The organism is Enterococcus phoeniculicola ATCC BAA-412 (assembly GCF_000407505.1).
In the GTDB taxonomy this organism is placed as follows: domain Bacteria; phylum Bacillota; class Bacilli; order Lactobacillales; family Enterococcaceae; genus Enterococcus_K; species Enterococcus_K phoeniculicola.
Genome location: NZ_ASWE01000004.1, coordinates 177527 through 192371, shown reverse-complemented (window position 1 = coordinate 192371; position 14845 = coordinate 177527). Strand labels below are relative to the sequence as shown.

Genomic DNA, 14845 nt, shown 5'->3' with positions numbered 1-14845 from the left:
ACAAATCCCCTTTTCATGAAAAATTCCAATTTCACTTACAAGAGTATCATAGAAACATCAAAATACGAAACTTTTCACAAAACAATTTGATTTTTTTAACGGAGTTTTTTTATTTTCTCATCAAGGTTCTAATTTCCCCTCTATTTCCAACTTATCCACAGAATCCTTTTACTTGCGATTTGTTTCACGAAAAAAAGGGAGTCCATTCTTTCCTTCATAAGTCAGAAAATGCACTTTCATTACTTCAGGGCATGAGGTATTATTAAAGAAGATTGTTTGCAATTATATCTATTTTTATTGAGATTTTTACAAAAGATAGGAGGGACAAAATGGCAAAAATAATTAAGCTTGATGAATATGAGGTAGTTATCGCCCAAGATGATCATTCTACCGTGCGATTCCCTTATGAACTATTAGATTTCACGCCAGAGGTTGGCGATTTGGTGGAGGTTTTTCCAGATGGAGATTCCGCGATTATCTTTAAAGTAGACCAACCTTCAAAAAAACAAGAAGATCAAATTAGTATTAATATCGTTAATGAACAGACAAACAATCAAACGCAATATGCAGGATATATGGGAGGAAAAGTTGTAAACAAATGGATTTATTTTCTTCTTGCTTTCTTTCTTGGAGGATTTGGTATTCATAAATTTTATTCAGGTTTTACTGGTAAAGGAATACTATATATCATTTTCTCATGGACATTTATTCCATCATTGATTGCTTTTTGTACGTGTATAGCGACATTGCTAAAACCAGCAGATGCAGCAGGCAACATTATCGTTACTGCTTAATTAACTATCCGTACTCTACTTTTTAATTGAGATTGAGACAGAAATGCCTAGTTTCGAGAACCAAATTGGTACTGGGTAAAACTTCGTGATGTACAGCACCAAGTAGGTACTGTACATCATCAGAAGTGAAACTTCCGTGATTTTAAGTAATAAGCAGGCATTCACGAAAATGATAGAAAACATGAAAAATTATCTTTCAATGGAGAGAGTCAATTTTTTCCGATGCCTTCAGCTCTCGCATGCCACTTTCGTAGAAGTCATTGAGAGAAAAATGCAGGAGAGATGAGCCCACCCTCAAACTCTTTATATTCAATGTCATTGGCTTTTTATCATGCTATTAGAAAATGCATGAATCAGTAGAGTTTCACCACCTAGTTTCACCCTCGAAAAATTTTTCTGTCAAAATAACATTTTTTTTAATTTTGTCTTGAATCTGCTTAATAAATCTGATAGAATTCAATATGTTGCTGATTTATAACATTTATTACCAAATCACTTCAGTTTACTACTGTTCTAGTAGCTCAGCTGGATAGAGCATTCGCCTTCTAAGCGAACGGTCGGGGGTTCGAATCCCTCCTAGAACGTCTGTTAACCTTTGAGAAAATTCTCAAAGGTTTTCTTTTGTCTAAAATTGAAGAATGTCTAAATCTGCACTTCCGATAGATTGCGACTTTATAACAAAATATTTTCTAAAAATGAAGAATAGCCAATTTAAATAAATCTGAAGTAAAATCTATTACAGTGGTTATAAAAAACTCTTCTTACTCAGAGTTTCTTGAACGTGGATTTTTAGCATTAATTGAGCGGTCGGGACAGAAGTGTTCAGCTCCGAGAAATAAGCTGAACACTTCGATTCCTACCTCATTTAAATATAATCAAGTTAATGAGCAATGATGCTTTTTACCTTTTCCATGAGAGCAGTGTAATCTACTTTTGAAAAGTCCGTCACATCATACTCAAATAATCTTCCTAGCTCAAATTGATCATATTGTCGCTCAGTGATAATTTTTTTAAAGTCTTCTCTAGTAATCAAATTATCAGCTTCACTTCGGTTTTCAAGTTGATCTCCAAAATGATAATGTGTCATAATATGACTTAAATGACGTTCATTCTCCCGATCTCTTATTTTTCTCCTATTCCATAACACCTCAAAATCTGCCACTAATCTAATAGTGATTACATGATAGTCAAATTTATCAGCGCGCGTTTGTAAGGCTACCTTTTGTTTTGCACTAAAAGGATATTCAGAAACAATTATTCTTTTTCCTGCCTCCATATAAAGATCCACTGCTTTATAATAAAATGCCCAGACTTTTGTTTCAACAGCAGCTTTTTCTTTCAAATTACGAAAACCAATAGAATCAGCAAACATTTCCTTTACTTCATCAGGCGTTAGCAAAAAGAATTCCCCTAACGTGTTTCGCATTTTATCAATCAAATAACTTTTTCCTGTGCCAGGACTTCCTGCGATTAAAATTAAATACTTATTCATGTTTATTTTTCATTACTAAAGGGCTATCGACGTTCATAAACAAGCCAATTTTGTGTTTTACAATTTTATTCACTGCTAAATTAGCAGGAATTACATTATGGCGTAATGATTTATTGACTTCTGTTTTTGAAAATTCAGTCTTCGCTTGTTTCGTCCAATTAACTAACAGTTCTGTGCCTACATTGAATTTACGAATCCCATTATTGATTAATTCAGGATAATCTTCTTCCTTCACTCCTGTACCACCATGGATGACCAGTGGAATTTTTACAACTGCATGGATTTCTTTTAACAGGGGAATATTCACTTCTGTTTTCGACTTAAATTGACCATGGTTTGTACCAATAGCGATTGCCAAAGCATCCACTTGTGTCTGTTTGATAAATTCTACAGCATCCTCAGGTCTAGTATAAACTTTGTCATTTTCAGCAACAGAGATTCCTTCTTCTGTTCCACCGATTGTTCCTAATTCGCCTTCAACAGATACCCCATGTGCATGAGCATATTCCACGACGGCTTTTGTTTTTATAATATTTTCTTTGAAAGGCAAATGAGACCCATCGTACATAACACTTGAATACCCTGCATCAATTGCTGCTTTAATCTCATTGAAGTCTCTGGCATGGTCCAAATGTAACGCTACATCCACCATTTCATCCTCAGCAATTTCTTTTACTACAGCAACTAATACTTTATAGCCGATATATTTTGCTGTATCAATACTTGTTTGAATGATGATAGGCGCACCCATCTCTTTTGCGGCGCGTATCATTTCCGGTAGCATTTCGAGATTGTGTGTATTAAAAGCTCCGATTGTCATATTTAATTCTTCTGCTGTTTGTGTTACTTGTTTTAGCGTTTTATACATAGTATCCCTCTTTTAAATTATTTTTTTGATAATAAATACTGCAATTTAACCGCCTAAGGTTACTTTTTTGGCAATCTGACGCATATCATCCATTTTGTTCATATATTTTTCAATCCCCGTATCGTCACCATTTCGTGCTGCTTCCGCTCTTTTAGAATTGTATAAACTCATCAGTTTTTTATACCCGTCACCAATACTTAGCTTTAACTCAAGACTCTTTTCTAACGAAGAAATTGCATCATCGGTTTGATGTAGACGGTCTTGCAACAATCCAAGCTTTTCATAGCTCTCAGCCTGATTTTCTTCCTCCATTGAAGTAGATAAAGCTTGTTTTAATTCTTCCACGCTAGCTTGCAAAACAGTCTTTTCCTCATCAGATAATTCTTCCACTTCTTTTTGAACCTGAGGCTTAGATTTCTTTTCTTTTTTGAAAAATCCGAACATTTCAATCCTCTCCTAATCAGAACGCTTTCAAGATTGGGCTTAAAATCCAAGCGTAAAGCAATGCTGCTACAACGGTGTCAACATCTGTCGCAGTTGCATTAATGAAGCCCATACTGTTAAAGATCGTTACTAATAATGCTGGCAGCAAAGTAATGAAGAATCCATGCGCAATCCCGCCAATGATTGCTCCTCGACGTCCCCCAACAGCATTACCGAAAATACCAGCTGTACCTCCAGCAAAGAAATTCGTTAACATACCAGGTAAAATCATCGCTAATCCAAAAGTAGGTAGTAAGAACATTGCAATCACAGTCCCAATAGTTGTTGTAATAAACCCTAAAATAACTGCGTTTGGTGAGTAAGGGAAGAATACAGGGCAATCTAATGCTGGAATGGCATTTGGAACAATCTTCATCGCAATTCCACGAAAAGCAGGTACAATTTCACCCAATAGTAAGCGGACACCCGCCATTAACACATAAACACCCACAACAAATTGAATTGCTTGTAAAAAGGCAAACATTAGATAGTTTTGATCCCCGTGCCCACCAACTTCTGGTCCTGCGAAAATGGCTGTAATGATATATAATGGAACCATCACTACCATAACCGACAAATAAGTATCTTGTAGAAAATCAAAAGCCTTTGGAAGTTTAATGTCCTCAATAGACTTCTTATTTTCTCCTCTTTCCCCAAATATATAAGCAACTCCAGCTTCAAACATGTACCCAATTGTGCAGAAGTGTCCTAAAGCAATGTCATCTGTTCCTGTAATTTTACGAATAATAGGCTGTGCTATTGCAGGCATTGCCACCGCGAAAATTGCTCCGACAAGACTGCCAGTTAAAATCAGTGTAATTCCTCTTAGGCCTACAAAATAGCCCAAAACCGTTGTCATTGTTGCCATCCATAAAATGGCTTGACCCGTTAAGAAAATGTATTTCCACTTAGTGAACCTAGCAATTAAAATATTGAAAATAAAAATCCCCAAAAATGTTAAGGCAATATCTCTTCCTAAACCCAACTGATTCATTGCCTGTCCATTGATTGCTTCAATAGAAGGAATAATTCCTTGCATACCAAATCCTTCGGTAAATATTTCTCCAAAATATTGCAAGCTTCCAACAATGATACTAGAACCTGCACTTAACACTTGAAATCCTAATAAAGTTTTCAGTGAACCTGATAATACTTGCCCCATTGATTTTTTCTGTAAAATCAGTCCCAACATGGCAATTAATGCAATTGTAATGGAGGCTTGTGTCAAAATATTCTCGATAATAAAATTAATTACACCCATTTCCCCTATTCTCCTGTTCTATTTTATAGTGCACCTTTGCTCTCTAGTACCGGCAAAAGCTTTTCCTCTATTTCTATCTTTGAGACAATATTTCGTAAATATACAATCGTTGTCTTTTCCTCATCAATAGAAAAATTTGAGAATTGTGATTCAAAATTTTGTGCTGTAATGATAATATCCGGCTGAACAGAGGCTGCTGTAGAAATATCAACATGATCTAATTTTGCAGTAACATTATGTGCATTCAACACATCTTCTGCTGCCATTTGAGCGGCAAAACTACTGCCCAATCCTGCACCACATACGAATAAAATACTTACTTGTTTTGCCATTGTTATTTTCTCCAATCTCTTAATTAAATAATATTTCCTTAAACTTCGTCATTTCAGTCTCTACACATAATTGTTCAATTTTCTCTTCATCGTTTACCAACTCAATTAATTTACGCATAATCGTTAGATGCGAGTATGAATCAACCGCTGCTAAACAAAAGATAATTTTTACAGGGTCATTATCTTCATTTCCAAAAACAATTGGTTCTGCTAAGGTAGCTACACTAATACCCAATTTATTAACGCCATCTTCTGGTCGTGCGTGTGCTAATGCTAAATGCTTGCCAATGACAATATATGCACCATATTTCTTCACCGAATCTATCATTGCCTCAACATAACGTTCTTCTATTACACTTTCCTTAAGCAACGGTTCAGACACTCTTTGAATTGATTCCTCCCAGTTTGCTACTTTTTGCTGCAATAAAATATTGCTATCCTTTAATACGCTGTCTAACATCGGCTGAATCTCCTTCTTGTTTATAACTAAACTGTTTTTATCAAAGAGTGTTTCTATTTCTTTATAAATTCCTTCGGTTACTCTTCCTTCACTTCTCTCAATAATAGAAACAAGAGAATAAAATAACTGTGTTGAATCTTCTTTATTCATCAAACGTTGATATCGCTGATGCTTCTTTAAAAAGTCAAAAATAGCTTGTTTGCTAGCATCTTTAATGATTGGTTCTAAAATTAAAACAGGTTTATTGGGATAGTCCAGCTCTACTGTTGAAAAAACCAAGTCAACATCTAGTTTGCCGATTAAATCAATTTCTCTAGAGCTCAAAACTGCCAAAACTTCAATGTCAAAAAGTTCCTTCAAATTTTCTGCCAAAAGTTTTCCTGTAGCCAGTCCATGATTACATACGACAATTGCACGATAATAATAATGCGTGTCCTGGTTAATTGTACTTACTGATGTTGAGAAGTGAATGGTTAAAAAAGCGATTTCATCTTCACTTAAACGGCCTGAAAACTGTTCAATATTAATTGAAAATTTTTCAATTGCTCGGTATATGTTGGCATAGTTGGTTTTGATGTTATTCTTCAATGGATTCACAATTTGAATATTGCTTTTTACACGATTTATCAGACCTGCTACATGTTTGAATAATCCCTCTTGAAGAATTTCTTCTTTTTTAGAAAACGGAATTTTCGTTTCTTCTTCGACAAATTGAATTAACTGAATGGATAATAATTGTGCTTTCATCCAATCTAATGAATTTTGCATATCCCGAGAATTAAACGTATCAAGCATAAACTGAATATAATTGCTCTCTGTTTCTGTCGGTGTTAACTGATAAAATCGACAAACCCTATCTATAAAATTTTGACTTTCATTTGTATGCCCATCAGATTGCCAGCTCGAACCTGAGATGAAATCTTGGCGTTGCATACGACAAACCCATACCGCAGTGAAGACCAACAGCTGATTTCTATATAATTCTTCTCGAGAAGACATTGTCTCATCATAAATCTGACCCAGTATTTGTATCATATTATCTGGGAGATGATTATTTAGAATTTTACGATTTGTCGACTTCTCAGCATTTCCAGAAAAACCTATAACACCAGCATATTTGTTAATAACCTCGTATATCATTGTTCTAGTCGTTCGTTCTGCACCACGTAGGATGATTCCCTGTTTAGCAAGACTCAATACCTCAATACCAAAATGATCTAGTTCATGACGAATACGACGCATGTCTTCGTCCATTGTGCTTTTAGAAATTTGGTATTCTTCTTCTTTTTTATAAAGTAAAGTAACTTTGTTATCGAGAGAAAAAGAAAGAATTAAATCAAAAATTCGGCTGTTCCTTTCTAAGTAATCCTGAGGACTAAATCGATTCGTCCAGTCACTTAAAGCCATTCGTTCTTTATAACTTAATTCAAGAGCATATCCTTTTTTTCGTATCGTTTTGATTTCCGGAAAATCAGCTTCTACTAAAACTTGATTAATTTCTCGTAGTTCATTTCTTAATGTGCGCGCACTAATTTGAAACCGTTCTTCAATTACAGTAGATGCAATTGGATTGCTTGAAGGAACAAAGCTTTTTAAAATGCTGAGTGTTCTATCCTTCATTTCTCTCCTCCTCCCTTCTGAAATAAGTATATGTTCATTGCTAATTTTATATAAGTAGAGATTGTTGCCAAAAGAAACGGCAAATATGTAAGCGCGACCAAAAAAAGGCGACATGCAAATTTTCTAACAGATAATTATCTTTTTGAGAAAATTTTTCACACAATATACTTTGTAAACTCCCTGTTCTAATTCCGTTCATAATGTGTAAAATTAGGCTTACTACATTATAAGCAGTCCGAATCGTACTACAGCAAGCTTCTGCAAGGATCATAGCGAAGTTAGTACAGAAACAAAAAACTGGCTGGTATAAGTCCGGTTCAATACCGAATTCATACCAGCCAGTTTGATAGGCTAATTTATGAGTTTTGAGAATGAGCGTAATATAAGCTTAAAAGATTAATACTAGTAATCCACTAATCAAATTTACTAAAAAATAATGTTGAGGAATCTAACACTAATTCTTACATTTAAAGATGCCTAAATCTGTCCAAGTAGGTTTGTTAAATTATCCAATTTTAAGGAAAACGCATGCTTTACTACAGGTTTCAATAATTTTAAAGGTAAGTGTGCATTCGTATCTTCTCGTAAGAATAATGTTTCAAATAGTTCTATAAATTCTGAGCTTTCGATAATTTTAAATTCCACTCTATAATCTAGTCTGTTTCCTTTACAATCATAAATTATCCTGTCTTCACCGTTTTCTATTATAACTATTTCCGAATCATTTAAAGATTGATAGACTCTCGTAATTTTTACACCTATATTTGTTTTTTCTACTAATGAAATATCTGAATCCCATTTCAATAAATTCTCCGGATTGCTTAAAAATTCTTTAACCCGTTCTTTTTTTTGTGGTATCTTTACACTATTTGTGAATAATGCTTTGTACATGAAAATCGCCTCCTCTATTTAATGAATAAAGGATAGCTTACATTTAAAATACTTCATAATTAGTATACTAATATTAATAAATTTCTTTAAAAACTTTTTCATTGAATAACTTTTCAAACATTTCACTATTCTGTTGATTTTCTCGGATGATATTATTTTTTTCGGCTTTTTCTGCCACCTTTGCTGCCATATAAAACATATTTCCCAGCATAAAATGTGAATCATGCGCCGTAACAAATTCAATTCCTTCTTCAAGGGTTTGGCAAGCTTTCGCTAGCATTCCTAAAGTGAGATATGAATATGCTTCTAGATAAAATAGAATAGTTAAATTTTTTTCATAATTAAGTTCTCTAAAATCAATTTTTGACTGATTAATATATTTTTTAGTGCTCTCTTTTTTCCCTAACTTAGCGTTTAACAGACCCAGACAAGCATTGCTTAAACACTTTAACGTATTATTTTTTAAACCAGCTTCTGCTATAGATAATTGAAAACTTATATAACTTTTTCTACTATCTTTTTCTATATGGTATTGGCAACAAGCTAAATAATAATAATAAGCTTGCATTTGTTCAGAGGTTTCAATTGAATCAGTAACCATTTTAAGATTCAAAAATTCAAATAATTCGTAGTAAAGATGATTATTACATAATTTCTCACACTTTTTACTTAACTGTTCAATCGAACTTATCTCATAATGGTTATGAAATAGTAACCTATCCGTATCAAGTTCTAACCTTTTACATAGCTGGACTAAAATACTAACGTTTGGCATATACTTTCCTGATTCAATAAAGGAAAGCATTGATTGAGAACAAATTCCCTCTACAAGATCATGTTGAGATATATTCTTTTCGTTTCTCAACCTTCTAATTTCCTCACCAAATACCTGTCTTTTCATTATATAAGTCCCTCCCATCGGGTTAGATTTATCATACAATACTATCCACGAGTGAACAAATTAGTTTACTAATAACTGGAATACAGCCTTTCTAGGGAATCTATTTTAAATTTTCTACCAGTCTTTTCTTATTTACACTAGATACTCCCCACAGAGTTGAGAAGAAAGACGTTAATAAGATAACCAGTAATAGTAGAAGCTGATTCTCTAAACTAAAAATATTGACAAAATACGTACTATACGTTGTTTTTGATAAATAGAATTCATCAAACACCCACACGACACACATTGAAATAAAATAAATAGCCAAAAATTGAATCACTATTTCGCTTCCAATAATACTTTTTACAGATAATTTAGAATACCCCAGACTAAACAGAGTAGCCAACTCCTTTTTCTTCTGTGAAATAACCTGTTTATTAAGAAAAACAAAAATAATAATCATGAGTATTGAAGCTATACTAAGACCCGCTAGTAACGTGAAAACGAGCTTACGATACGTAATTGAAAATTCTCCATTCTTTAAAGAATATCTAGATCTTATTTGATAATAAGGAAATAACTTCTCAATCTCCTTCGTTACTTCTGGCACCGCTTCTTCCTTTTTGGCAACAATCAATACACTACCGTTTCCAGTACCGATACTTTTTAAATAATCGTCATACGTATCGTAAATAGATTTCAGGTATTTGATTGTTTGCGGATTAGTTGACTCACTTTTTTTGTAATCCTCGTAAGAATTTTGGCTTTTTAATGTATCTAAATCTGTTGAATCTCTGTATGGAATATAGATAGGAAATGCATTGCTACCATTGATTCTCATTTGAGGAACAAATGTATTTTTATAATTTGTTTCATAGGTACCAGAAATTAAATAGTTTTTTTTAGAAAAATTATCAGATGAATCTTTTACATTTAAAGAGATGGTATCCGAATATTCGTTCAGCAATTCCAAATAACGTTTATAAAAATCTGGTACTAAAACCTCTTGCTTCGTTTCGGGAAGTCTTCCTGAGACGACCTTTACGTGGTTAGGATTATAGTAATACAGGTCTTTATTGGGTAACAACAAACTCTGAAAAGAAAAGGTGATGAGTGAAGGTGCCGTACTAAAACTATTGAGTTGTTTAAATTCCTCTGGAAAATCTTTCGTATCTATATTTTCCTGTAACTCATTATTGTCCTCATCCAAAATAAAATTTCCTAAATTAAAAGGTATAATTTTTTCAACATTATTTAGCTGTTCCATTTTTTTAAAGTCCACTTTTGAAAAATAGAGTCGCTTTCCATCGGTTGAGCTTTCAATTTGTTGTTTGTTTAGTTTCGTTTGTTGCTTTTGCGTGAGCGTTTGTGTATCTATATATAAGACATTTTCAGCAAGGCCTTTAAATAAATCTGTAAAACTATCTAAAGTTGTTTGCTTAAACCCTGTAAATAAGAGTGTGAAAACCGACAGAATCAAAATAAGTGGAATACTTGTTACAAAAAAATGGGATTTGTTTCTAAATAAATCTGTTTGGATGTATTTAACTACATTTCTAATAGATATTTTATTCTTGTTTGTTCTCTGTCTCTTCTTTATTTTCTTCCTCTTCTTTATCTTCTGTCTCTTTTTTATTTTCTCTTTTTGAACATCTGTTTTTGTTTGAAGAACCAATTGATGATTTTCTAATAGATAAATAGTGTCTGAATAAGAAGTGATACGATCATCGTGAGTAATCACATAGATACTTTTCCCTTGTTCTTTGATTTGCTTCAAATAATCAAATAAAGCAATCGTATTTTCCTGATCTAAATTCCCTGTTGGTTCATCTAACAAAAGGACTTCTGGGTCGTTTAATAGAGCTCTAGCAATAGCTACTCGTTGCTTTTGTCCACCACTAATATCTTTTACAAGGGTATGTTCGATAGACTCTAAGTTAAGTAGCGCCAATAGCTTACTTTTTCTTTTTAAATAATCCACTGTATAAATCCGGTTGGCGAAATAAAGATTCTCTTCAACGGTGAATTTTTCTAACAACTTAAAGTCCTGATAAACAATTTGAATTCTTTGACTTCTTAAATAATCCCAATCTGTGTCGCTTAGATTTTTAGTATCCAAACCATCTATAGAGTAAGTTCCCTCATACTCTTGATCAATCCCAAATAGAATATTTAAAAGAGTCGATTTTCCAGAACCACTTTCACCTAGAATCGTTGTAATTTTCCCAGTAGAATCAAATGCTTCATTCATCTGATCAAATATTTGTTTGTCTCCAAATGATTTAGATAAAGAATGAAATTCTAGCTTCATCAGTTTTCCTCCGATTCAGGTGCTGCTGACTCCCAAATGATTTTTTGACTAGGGAGTTTGCTTAATTCATTACTTGAAATCCCCTCTTTTCCATTTAGTACACCACCAGATACTAAAATTATTTTTTTCAATGTATCTGGCTCATTAATAGTCGATAAATTTAGCTGAAATTCATTTTTTCCTAAAAAACTAGGTTTTACATTAAAAAAAATATAGAGTATATCATCAACTCGAATACGCTGACTTGAACTTATCCCCTCAAACTTAGGAATGGCTATGGAGCCAGAAATAGTTGTTTTTGATGTTAACTTTTTTAAAGAAAGAGTCTTCACCGTAATTTTATCAACGCTTGCAACTTCCTGATTATCACTTATAAATACAAAGCTAAAAATCATTACAAGTAAAAGAAAAAAAGGAATAAGACTTACTAAAATTATTTTTTTTCTATGCTTACCTTTCTTCATATCTTTCGACATTTTTTTTATTAATTCACTATCGTCTAGTAGTAAGTCATCAATTGATGTTGCAAAAATTTGACTTAACTCTTTTAACGACTCCAAATCTGGATAAGAGCGGTCACTCTCCCAGTTTGAAATTGTCGATCTTGAAACCAGTAATTTATCCGCTAAATCTTGTTGTGTCATCTGTTTTCGTACACGATTTTCTTTTAATTTTTTTCCTAACTTCATCAATAATCCCTCCTGCTAATTATTTTCATAAATAAACCTAGTACTATTTATTGATTCATCTAAAATAACCTGTCAAAGAAACTTAATATTAATGTTAAATTTCTAGACCATCCCACTAAAATAGGGGGATGACGTAGCCAAAAACCCAAGCCATACAGATTTCTCCAACAGACTTGGGTATTAAAAATAGTAGAGGCTAGAGCTTTACATACTATGCATCAAACCAAGGATCGTGGTCTTTACTTCCTGTTGTTATATGCCCATATTTTTCTCGAAATGGCGCGCCCCAAACATCGTGATAGTCAGAAGCCCCGTTAGCAATTGTAACTTTTTTAGAGCCTACACTACTTCCATCAGAATTTCTTACGGATAGAGTAAAACTTGTCTTAGTCGTTCGGTTCGTAGTCCCAACTTGAGACAGTCCGTTTAGATCATTGGCAACCACAGAATCCCAATTACCAGAAGCAAAAGGTGTCACATCAGCAAGAGACAATAGCGGCATTGAAAAAGTCCCTAGTGTTAACAACAATAAAGTGGTAATAAATGATTTTTTAACCGTTTGTTTCATACTATTTCTGCTTCCAATTCTTCTGTAAATTTTTACCTCTACTATAATTTAATCCTACTAAATATTCTTTAATTTACATTGAAACTATAGCATGAAAACGGCTCATAAAAACACTTCTGTTATAGATAGTTTAGTTACTGTCATAACTGGATGATTACTAGAAAATTTCTACCCAGTCTCATAGAAAATAAGATAGTAATTTTAGTTATCACTCTATTTTTTTACGACCTTTAATTATCAACTCGCTTATCTTATCTATTCTATTTTGATGAGAAGAGATATATGACTGAAATACCATTATTCATTTGAAATGAGAAGAAAATGACTCAATAGATATGACACTTTATTCACTAGTTATTACACAAAATATTTATTTATATATATGTATGATACACTTAATAAGCATTTCATTTAATAAGTCTTTTTAGTAGGTGAATATCATGCAGATAGCTATTTGTGAGGCAAGTCTTTCAGAATTAAACAAAATGGAAGAAATTTTGAGTCAGCATACATTTGAGTATACGTCTTACAGTGATGTCACCCGTTTGATACGGGATGTGGAGGAGAAAAAAATATTATTTGAATTCTATTTACTAAATATAGAAGCAGATGGTTACCATGTAATCGAGGTTGCAAAAAAACTTCGATCCCTTTCGCCTAATTCACTCATCGTATTTTTAACGAATGACGAAAAATATATGCCGCTGGTTTTTGAAATTCGAACATTTGATTACCTTATCAAACCTATAACGAAACAAAAATTAGATTTAGTTTTAGAAAGAGCAGCTCATTACTTAAGTATTGATAAAAAATATTTCAGCTTTACGTACAAAAAAATCAGATATATTCTTGATGCCAGCAAAATTCTTTATTTTGAAAAACGAGGAAGAACTGCTTTTATATACTATGAAGACGAGCTTTATAAATGCAACATGACTGCTGCTGAAATATTAAAACAGTTAGATAACAATAATTTTGTTCAAATTCATTCTGCTTATATTATCAATTTAAACTATATAAAAGGTTACACATTAAAATATGTATTGATGAGAAATAGTTTTTTGACAAATTTCACTTCATCAAATGGAAAAAAATTAACAAAACTTCCAATCAGCGAAAAATATAAAAAATTAACAAAAAACAAAATAACTAATTTTATAAAACGATGATTCCATCCATATGAACATGAACGATTTGGAAAGGATTTTCGAGTGAATAAAATAAAAATCAGCCATGATTACAAAAAAGACTAGCACAAGTCCGGTTCAATACCGAATTCATACCAGCCAGTTTGATAGGCTCATTTATGAGTTTTGAGGATGCATCAAGAGGGTTCATTCGTTTTATTTTGATTCAATTGCCATTTTCTTTAAGATGTAACGTTGAAGTTCTTCTCCTGTTTTCACAGAGGAGCATTGGATGAGTAAATCTTCTTTGTCCACATAAGAAAAAATATAGCGGATGGATTGCTCCTCGTTTATGTACTGAAAAGTATGGCTTTGTTCTTCTAACATAAGCATTTCTGATTTCACATTATTAAATTCTTCATTATCAGTGAAATCTATTGAAATTTGATTGAGAAAAGAATCATTTATGCGTATGTAGACAGATTCATTTGCTTCAGCCGATTCCCAATTTCCTAACAGTGCTTCTTTTGTAAGGATTCTTTTCTTTCTTAACTCAATAGGTGCAAGTACTCCTCCAACAGAAGGATTCTTTGGGTCTTGTTCAATTTCATACTGTCTATAAACCATTAGCTTGTCCTCAAATAATTCAAAAGTACACTGCGCACGCTCATCCTCTTTTTCAACAGTAAATATCTTATTTTTCTCCGTTTTTTCCACTATTAACTCAACTGAATTAAAAAAAATACTTTTCTTTGAAGTAGTTATCTTATATTGGTCATATGTATAGTTATTATCTAGCCATTCTCCGCTTATTTTTTCTATTATTTGATTATCTATCGTCTGTGCAGACTCCTTTTTCTCTGACTTTGAACAGGCAGTGATTAGTAAACCAATAAAGAAAATAACAAATAACTTGGTATAAATGAATCTTTTCTTATCCCTCATCGCCTTCTCCTAACATAATTTTTTTTAGTATACCATAGAAAATGCTATTAGAATTGAAGTAATAAAAACACCCCCAAAATGAGCACCATTGGTTACCAACTGGTCACTTATGTTGAGAATG

At 32.8% G+C, this 14845-nt stretch carries 14 protein-coding genes and 1 tRNA gene; 3 read left to right on the top strand and 12 right to left on the bottom strand.

Going from position 1 to position 14845, the window contains the following annotated elements:
* The first annotated feature begins 329 nt into the window (after positions 1-329).
* On the top strand, positions 330-794 hold the full coding sequence (locus I589_RS14850) for a TM2 domain-containing protein (RefSeq protein ID WP_010767117.1): 465 nt from the start codon (positions 330-332) through the stop codon (positions 792-794).
* A gap of 510 nt (positions 795-1304) precedes the next feature.
* Positions 1305-1378, top strand: a tRNA-Arg gene (locus tag I589_RS14845).
* A gap of 296 nt (positions 1379-1674) precedes the next feature.
* Here the strand turns inward: I589_RS14845 and I589_RS14840 are convergent.
* From I589_RS14840 to I589_RS14790, 11 genes are all read right to left on the bottom strand, one after another.
* Complete coding sequence (locus tag I589_RS14840; protein ID WP_010767116.1) at positions 1675-2286, bottom strand: P-loop nucleotide/nucleoside kinase family protein; 612 nt, start codon at positions 2284-2286, stop codon at positions 1675-1677.
* Positions 2279-3154, bottom strand: a complete 876-nt coding sequence (locus I589_RS14835; protein ID WP_010767115.1) for a class II fructose-bisphosphate aldolase — start codon at positions 3152-3154, stop codon at positions 2279-2281. The genes I589_RS14840 and I589_RS14835 overlap by 8 nt, the downstream gene beginning before the upstream one ends.
* A gap of 45 nt (positions 3155-3199) precedes the next feature.
* Positions 3200-3598 (bottom strand): hypothetical protein, encoded by a 399-nt coding sequence (locus I589_RS14830; protein WP_010767114.1) that lies wholly within the window; start codon positions 3596-3598, stop codon positions 3200-3202.
* Between the two features lie 16 nt (positions 3599-3614).
* The gene (locus I589_RS14825) at positions 3615-4898 is read right to left on the bottom strand and encodes a PTS sugar transporter subunit IIC (protein ID WP_010767113.1); all 1284 of its coding nucleotides are present in this window, start codon (positions 4896-4898) and stop codon (positions 3615-3617) included.
* Between the two features lie 23 nt (positions 4899-4921).
* Positions 4922-5230, bottom strand: coding sequence for a PTS sugar transporter subunit IIB (locus tag I589_RS14820; protein WP_010767112.1), 309 nt, complete (start codon positions 5228-5230; stop codon positions 4922-4924).
* A 19-nt stretch (positions 5231-5249) separates the two neighbouring features.
* Entirely contained in the window at positions 5250-7310 is a 2061-nt protein-coding gene (locus I589_RS14815; protein WP_010767111.1) for a BglG family transcription antiterminator, read from the bottom strand.
* A 477-nt stretch (positions 7311-7787) separates the two neighbouring features.
* Positions 7788-8201 (bottom strand): hypothetical protein, encoded by a 414-nt coding sequence (locus I589_RS14810; RefSeq protein WP_010767110.1) that lies wholly within the window; start codon positions 8199-8201, stop codon positions 7788-7790.
* A gap of 73 nt (positions 8202-8274) precedes the next feature.
* A complete protein-coding gene (locus I589_RS14805; RefSeq protein WP_010767109.1) occupies positions 8275-9102 on the bottom strand; it encodes a helix-turn-helix domain-containing protein in 828 nt (275 codons plus the stop codon).
* 100 nt (positions 9103-9202) lie between these two features.
* Entirely contained in the window at positions 9203-11395 is a 2193-nt protein-coding gene (locus I589_RS17955) for an ABC transporter ATP-binding protein/permease (protein WP_010767108.1), read from the bottom strand.
* On the bottom strand, positions 11395-12084 hold the full coding sequence (locus tag I589_RS17950) for a helix-turn-helix transcriptional regulator (protein ID WP_010767107.1): 690 nt from the start codon (positions 12082-12084) through the stop codon (positions 11395-11397). The genes I589_RS17955 and I589_RS17950 overlap by 1 nt, the downstream gene beginning before the upstream one ends.
* Before the next feature lie 211 nt (positions 12085-12295).
* A complete protein-coding gene (locus tag I589_RS14790; RefSeq protein WP_010767106.1) occupies positions 12296-12652 on the bottom strand; it encodes a hypothetical protein in 357 nt (118 codons plus the stop codon).
* Between the two features lie 485 nt (positions 12653-13137).
* On the opposite strand from I589_RS14790, the gene I589_RS14785 reads away from it, so the two are divergent.
* Positions 13138-13821: a LytR/AlgR family response regulator transcription factor gene (locus tag I589_RS14785; protein WP_162140357.1), complete on the top strand. Its 684-nt coding sequence runs from the start codon at positions 13138-13140 to the stop codon at positions 13819-13821.
* 174 nt (positions 13822-13995) lie between these two features.
* On the opposite strand, the gene I589_RS14780 is transcribed toward I589_RS14785, so the two are convergent.
* Entirely contained in the window at positions 13996-14724 is a 729-nt protein-coding gene (locus I589_RS14780; RefSeq protein ID WP_010767104.1) for a hypothetical protein, read from the bottom strand.
* Between the last annotated feature and the right edge of the window lie 121 nt (positions 14725-14845).

What these genes read in the sequence shown, in the direction of transcription:
- I589_RS14850 (WP_010767117.1), top strand. Translation starts at nt 330, where the DNA reads ATGGCAAAAATAATTAAGCTTGATGAATATGAGGTAGTTATCGCCCAA.
- I589_RS14840 (WP_010767116.1), bottom strand. Translation starts at nt 2,286, where the DNA reads ATGAATAAGTATTTAATTTTAATCGCAGGAAGTCCTGGCACAGGAAAA.
- I589_RS14835 (WP_010767115.1), bottom strand. Translation starts at nt 3,154, where the DNA reads ATGTATAAAACGCTAAAACAAGTAACACAAACAGCAGAAGAATTAAAT.
- I589_RS14830 (WP_010767114.1), bottom strand. Translation starts at nt 3,598, where the DNA reads ATGTTCGGATTTTTCAAAAAAGAAAAGAAATCTAAGCCTCAGGTTCAA.
- I589_RS14825 (WP_010767113.1), bottom strand. Translation starts at nt 4,898, where the DNA reads ATGGGTGTAATTAATTTTATTATCGAGAATATTTTGACACAAGCCTCC.
- I589_RS14820 (WP_010767112.1), bottom strand. Translation starts at nt 5,230, where the DNA reads ATGGCAAAACAAGTAAGTATTTTATTCGTATGTGGTGCAGGATTGGGC.
- I589_RS14815 (WP_010767111.1), bottom strand. Translation starts at nt 7,310, where the DNA reads ATGAAGGATAGAACACTCAGCATTTTAAAAAGCTTTGTTCCTTCAAGC.
- I589_RS14810 (WP_010767110.1), bottom strand. Translation starts at nt 8,201, where the DNA reads ATGTACAAAGCATTATTCACAAATAGTGTAAAGATACCACAAAAAAAA.
- I589_RS14805 (WP_010767109.1), bottom strand. Translation starts at nt 9,102, where the DNA reads ATGAAAAGACAGGTATTTGGTGAGGAAATTAGAAGGTTGAGAAACGAA.
- I589_RS17955 (WP_010767108.1), bottom strand. Translation starts at nt 11,395, where the DNA reads ATGAAGCTAGAATTTCATTCTTTATCTAAATCATTTGGAGACAAACAA.
- I589_RS17950 (WP_010767107.1), bottom strand. Translation starts at nt 12,084, where the DNA reads ATGAAGTTAGGAAAAAAATTAAAAGAAAATCGTGTACGAAAACAGATG.
- I589_RS14790 (WP_010767106.1), bottom strand. Translation starts at nt 12,652, where the DNA reads ATGAAACAAACGGTTAAAAAATCATTTATTACCACTTTATTGTTGTTA.
- I589_RS14785 (WP_162140357.1), top strand. Translation starts at nt 13,138, where the DNA reads ATGGAAGAAATTTTGAGTCAGCATACATTTGAGTATACGTCTTACAGT.
- I589_RS14780 (WP_010767104.1), bottom strand. Translation starts at nt 14,724, where the DNA reads ATGAGGGATAAGAAAAGATTCATTTATACCAAGTTATTTGTTATTTTC.